This is a genomic window from Terriglobales bacterium, assembly GCA_035624455.1.
GTDB lineage: Bacteria > Acidobacteriota > Terriglobia > Terriglobales > Acidobacteriaceae > DASPRM01.
This window is the reverse complement of sequence record DASPRM010000090.1, coordinates 1-4742: the sequence shown is the minus strand read 5'-3', so window position 1 is coordinate 4742 and position 4742 is coordinate 1. Positions and strand designations below refer to the sequence as shown.

Sequence of the window (4742 nt, the reverse complement as noted above, 5' to 3'; positions counted from 1 at the left end):
GGTTATCGGCGATGTTGGCGCCGATCAGAAAGATGACGTCAGCTTTCTGCAGATCGTCGTAGGCGCCGGGCGGCCCATCACTGCCAAACGAACGTTTGTAGCCAGAAACGGCACTGGCCATGCACAATGTTGTATTTCCGTCGTAATTCTTCGTTCCGAATCCAAGTTGCACAAGTTTGCCGAGCGTGTAGAACTCTTCCGTGACCAGCTGTCCCGTGCTGATTACGCCAAGCGAGTCGCGGCCATATCGCTCTTGGGTGCTGCGAAATTTCGTGACCAGCGTATCAAGCGCCTCATTCCAGCTGACCGGAGCCAGTTTTCCGTTCTTCCTCAGGAGCGCTGTCCGGGCGCGGTTCGGAGCTTCAAGCGTATAATGCTCCGAGAGTCCCTTGGGGCACAGCTTACCCAGGTTTACGGGATGATTCGGATTTCCGCGAACACTGACCGCGCGCCCATCCTTCACTCCAAGGAACATTCCGCAACCGACCGAGCAGTAGCCGCAGGTGGTTGCGACCCAGCGATCCGGTATTTTTTGCGCCGAAGTGTGACCGTACTCAGGATCGTCAGCGTAAGAATATTTCCCGGAGAGAATGTCCACGCCCAGCTTCCGCAGAAAGTTCATGCCGCCCTGTCCTGCGCCGAAAGGTAAGGAGCCGCGATGTTCTTCGGCACGACGCTGACGTAAAAGAGGTACCGTCCCATAATCTCTCCCCCGAAAGCGACGGCCAAAGCGGCGAATGGTGCGAGACCAGAACTCGACAATGGCAGAGCAATTCCTCCAGCGATCAGGAAAGCGCCTCGTAGCAGAAGCGCTTTCGCCAGAGTGGTCGATAGCAACCGTGCCGACGCCTGCAGCTCAAAGGCATCTGAGGCAATCAGCCACAGGAAGCGCAACGTCTGATTCAGCAATTGCGCCGAGGCAGCGATAACCCCGATCAGAGCGACCAGACGTCCTCGAGTAGCGCCGATGGCTACGGCGAAGAAGGGCCCCAGAAGCGCAGCAGTCAGGAAGAAGTCGGAGACGGTGAACTTCGTGTTCCAGGACGGCCGGGCCGGAACCAGATAAATGAATGCGCTAGCCACAATGCCGGCGGCCCCGAGTACCACGGTTGCACCACCCAATTGCCGGCTTATTGACGAGCCCAGCCAAAGCGAAGCAGCATAGAGCCCCGCCATCGCTGAGAAGCAGCCGAAAAGCAGAACTTCGCGGCTTAGCCACGAGCGCTTCCACATCTTCAAAGCCCGGTACGCATGAATGGGTCGTCCCAGGTGAGCGGTGGAAGAAGCGAGCGCCAATCCACCGAGAGTCAGGGATCCAATAGCAGCCGTGCCCAGCCGCGAGCCTCCTCCCACAAGTTGCAGCAGCCAAATCGAGGCAAACGATCCCACCGAGAGCTGCGTTAAGACAGTCATGAAGACAAGCGGCCAGTGAGGCGCCTCAGGCCGCACGCGCCAGGAATCGGCTGTTCGGATGTCCGGTGGAAGTCTCTCGGGAAGCGTAATTCGCGTGGTCGAGATGCTGTCGTCAGCAGAAGGAAGTCCCGGCGCGTTCGCACCGGAATATTCGCGCTTCCACGCATCGATCTTCACAACCTCGATACGAATCGCGCCCTCTGGACAGGCATTCACACAAGCCGGCTCGCGCCCCCGAGTGAGCCGCCCATAGCACATATCGCACTTGCCAACCACGCCGCGCTCCGGGTTGTATTGCGGCACGCCATACGAGCAATTCCAAGTACAGTACTGGCACCCGATACAGGCCTCAGCGCTGTGCTGCACGATGCCCAGGACCGGATCTTTCGTGTAAGCCTCAACCGGACAGCCAATCAAGCACGACGGCTCCAGGCAGTGATTACAACCCATCGACAAATACAGCCGGTAAGTGTCGGGATACAACCCACCCTCGATCTCTCCCACGCGCCGCCAATTGATGTCCGCCGGATTCCCGTTCTGTTCATTGCATGCAACGATGCAGCACTTGCACCCGATGCACTGCGTCATATCAAAGTGAAACCGATACTGCTCCCCCGGAGACGGCGCGCGGGCAGGGATTCGGGGAACGGCTGCCAGCGGCTCGATTTCATACAAAACCTTTCGCGCCGCAGCCGAAGATTGCCGGCTCAATACGAACCGGATGTCATCATTTCCTGCCAGTTCGATCAGTGGTAAAGACATCTGTTCCCCAGACGGCCGACCCCACGTCAGCCTCACAACCAGCCAAACCGCACCGTGCCTTCTGTCGTAACGCAGCTTCCAAAGCCGACTTCCAGCGCCGCTTTCTGCTTTGTCTGACCCTGAATTGAGGGTTCTGGGATACGACCTGGTATCCGGGGGATTTCCTACGATCGGGAATCGCAGCCAGCCTCAACCTAGAGGAGAGCCTCAAAGTCCAATCCTGAAGAGCAAACCGCGCTCCGATTTTTGGGCAATCTAACCAGAAAGGAATTTGACTGCAAATCAATAAAACCTATGGCCGCCATTATCCAGACTTGATCGCATAATCCCCCGACTTTTCAATCTGCGGCCCCATGCCGCGCGATCGGTATGCGGATTCTCTTATGCCAGCCATCACTTCTTTGCATTGGCCCCCAACCCCTATTCTCGGCAATCTAGAACAACCGTATCAGCTGTAGGGAGGGATGTGAGCACACAACCGTCGCGACTGTCGGGAGAGAAGATCCCGCTTTTCCCGATGTTCGTTAAGCTTGCCAAGCGTCGATGCCTTGTCGTCGGCGCGGGAAAGACAGCAGAAGGGAAGATACCGACGCTGCTGCGATGTGGAGCGCACGTCGTTGTGGTCGCCCCGGCCGCGACTCGGACGATTCAAGCTTGGGCAGCGGAAAACAAAATCGTTTGGGAACAGCGGTGTTTCGAGGTGGGTGACTTGGATGGCGTGTTTCTTACGGTGGTCGCGACACCCGTCAAGACGCTCAACCGATCGGTGTTTGAACAGGCACAGCAGCGCCAGATCCTTTGTAATGTCGTCCGCGACCGCTCGCTTTGTGGCTTCTACTACCCGGCAGTGGTGCGCCGCGGTCCGCTGCAAATCGCGATCTCAACCGCGGGCCACAGTGGGGCGCTGGCGCAGCGATTACGCAAACAGTTGGAATCTCAGTTCGGTCCCGAGTGGGAGAGCTGGCTGCGTTGGCTCGGAGAGGCGCGGTCGTCGCTTTATGATGATCCGCTATCTCCGAAGCGGCGCCGCACAATGCTACATCGGATGGCGAGCCAGAAGAAGCAGGCGGAGTTTTTCCGTCGTTGGGGTTACCCATCGAACCACAATGAACGGTCTTGAAAGTAGTGCCTGCCCTGCGGCTTAAACGTGCCGACCCGCTCGTACACGTGGTGCGCACAAATCACACCGCCGCCTGATACGGGACCTACTGTACCGCGGATGGCTCCACGACCAAAACCGGTTTTGGTGTCCAGATATGCGGCCGCCAAAATGGACTCGCCGACGGTTTCATTGCCTTTTTAACCATCTCGCTGATCGATCATGGGTCTCAGCGCAAGGCCTCAAGTAGACTCTTTGAGACAACGACCAGCGGGATTACAGCGAGAATCACAGGTAACATGGGGATCGCAACATCACACTCCTGACGCGACGGGGACTTCGAAGATCCAGCCTGGATCTGAGAAGGGCTCGCGGAATCGCGTGAGGGTCATCGGCCTGATGGCTGGCAGGCTGGTCATGCTTGCGCAAGTATAGAGCCTGAGAGAGGATCTCCCGTGCTATTGGCCGCTCGGTTTCATAACTCTGGGAGAAGAGCAACTCTCAAGAAGAACTTATATAATCCGCCTCACCATGCCAAATCTAGAAACGCTGTACCAGGTGGCCGATCGGGTCGCCACCATTACCCTCAATCGGCCCGACAAGCTGAACGCCTGGACCGCCGTGATGGAGCGCGAGGTGCGCGCCGCGATGGTGGAAGCGGAGCAGGACGATAACGTGCGTGTCATCGTTTTGACCGGTGCTGGGCGAGGATTCTGCGCGGGCGCCGACATGTCGCTCTTGAGCGCGGTCGCGAAAAAGGGGCTCGACGAAGTGCGGCACGCACAGGCGACGCAAACCGCGAGCAGCATTGGCGGAGATGCACGAGCGGATTTCCAGAAACAATATTCTTATTTTCCGGCGCTGACGAAGCCGGTGATCGCGGCGATTAATGGGCCGGCGGTGGGGCTGGGCTTGGTGATTCCGCTGTATTGCGACTTGCGTTTCGCGTCCGACGCGGCCCGCTTCAGCACGACTTTTGCGCGGCGCGGGTTGATTGCAGAATATGGAATGGCGTGGATGTTGCCGCGGCTGGTCGGGCTCGCCAACGGGCTGGACCTGCTGTTTACCGCGAGAATGATCGATGCTGCCGAAGCATTTCGAATGGGGCTGGTGAATCAGGTCTTTCCGCAGGAGACGTTTGCTGGCCGCGTGCAGGAATTTGCCGCGGACCTGGCGGCAAACAGCAGCCCGCGCTCGCTGAGGGTGATCAAGCGGCAAGTATACGAGGCTATGTTCCAGACGCTGGCGGAATCGTTTGAAACTTCCGAGCGCGAACTGGTGGCAAGCCTCGCGTGCCAAGACTTCAAAGAAGGTGTGGCACACTTCCTCGAAAAACGCGCCCCGGCGTTTACCGGCAGATAGAACGTCCGTGCTCTAAGCTCGAGAGATTTTTCAGTTCTGAACAAGAATCTGTAACACCTCACGTTTTTCGCGACTTTTTGGAGTTCGTCAAATTGGACCGCCGAAG

General features: G+C 57.9%; 4 protein-coding genes. 2 read left to right on the top strand and 2 right to left on the bottom strand.

The window, feature by feature from the left end; translation table 11 throughout:
• On the bottom strand, positions 1–622 hold a 622-nt coding region (locus VEG30_09610; protein ID HXZ80174.1), incomplete at its 3' end, for a molybdopterin-dependent oxidoreductase.
• Positions 619–2175 carry a DmsC/YnfH family molybdoenzyme membrane anchor subunit gene (locus VEG30_09605; protein HXZ80173.1) on the bottom strand — a complete coding sequence of 519 codons (1557 nt, stop codon included), beginning with the start codon at positions 2173–2175 and terminating at the stop codon, positions 619–621. The genes VEG30_09610 and VEG30_09605, both read right to left, overlap by 4 nt.
• Positions 2176–2641: 466 nt before the next feature.
• Here VEG30_09605 and VEG30_09600 point away from each other — a divergent pair, with 466 nt between their 5' ends.
• Together VEG30_09600 and VEG30_09595 are read left to right on the top strand one after the other, a co-directional pair.
• Positions 2642–3295: a bifunctional precorrin-2 dehydrogenase/sirohydrochlorin ferrochelatase gene (locus tag VEG30_09600; GenBank protein HXZ80172.1), complete on the top strand. Its 654-nt coding sequence runs from the start codon at positions 2642–2644 to the stop codon at positions 3293–3295.
• Positions 3296–3805: 510 nt separating this feature from the next.
• Complete coding sequence (locus VEG30_09595; GenBank protein HXZ80171.1) at positions 3806–4636, top strand: enoyl-CoA hydratase; 831 nt, start codon at positions 3806–3808, stop codon at positions 4634–4636.
• Positions 4637–4742 lie beyond the last annotated feature (106 nt).

Coding starts and splice junctions, on each gene's coding strand:
- VEG30_09605 (HXZ80173.1), bottom strand. CDS start 2,175: ATGTCTTTACCACTGATCGAACTGGCAGGAAATGATGACATCCGGTTC.
- VEG30_09595 (HXZ80171.1), top strand. CDS start 3,806: ATGCCAAATCTAGAAACGCTGTACCAGGTGGCCGATCGGGTCGCCACC.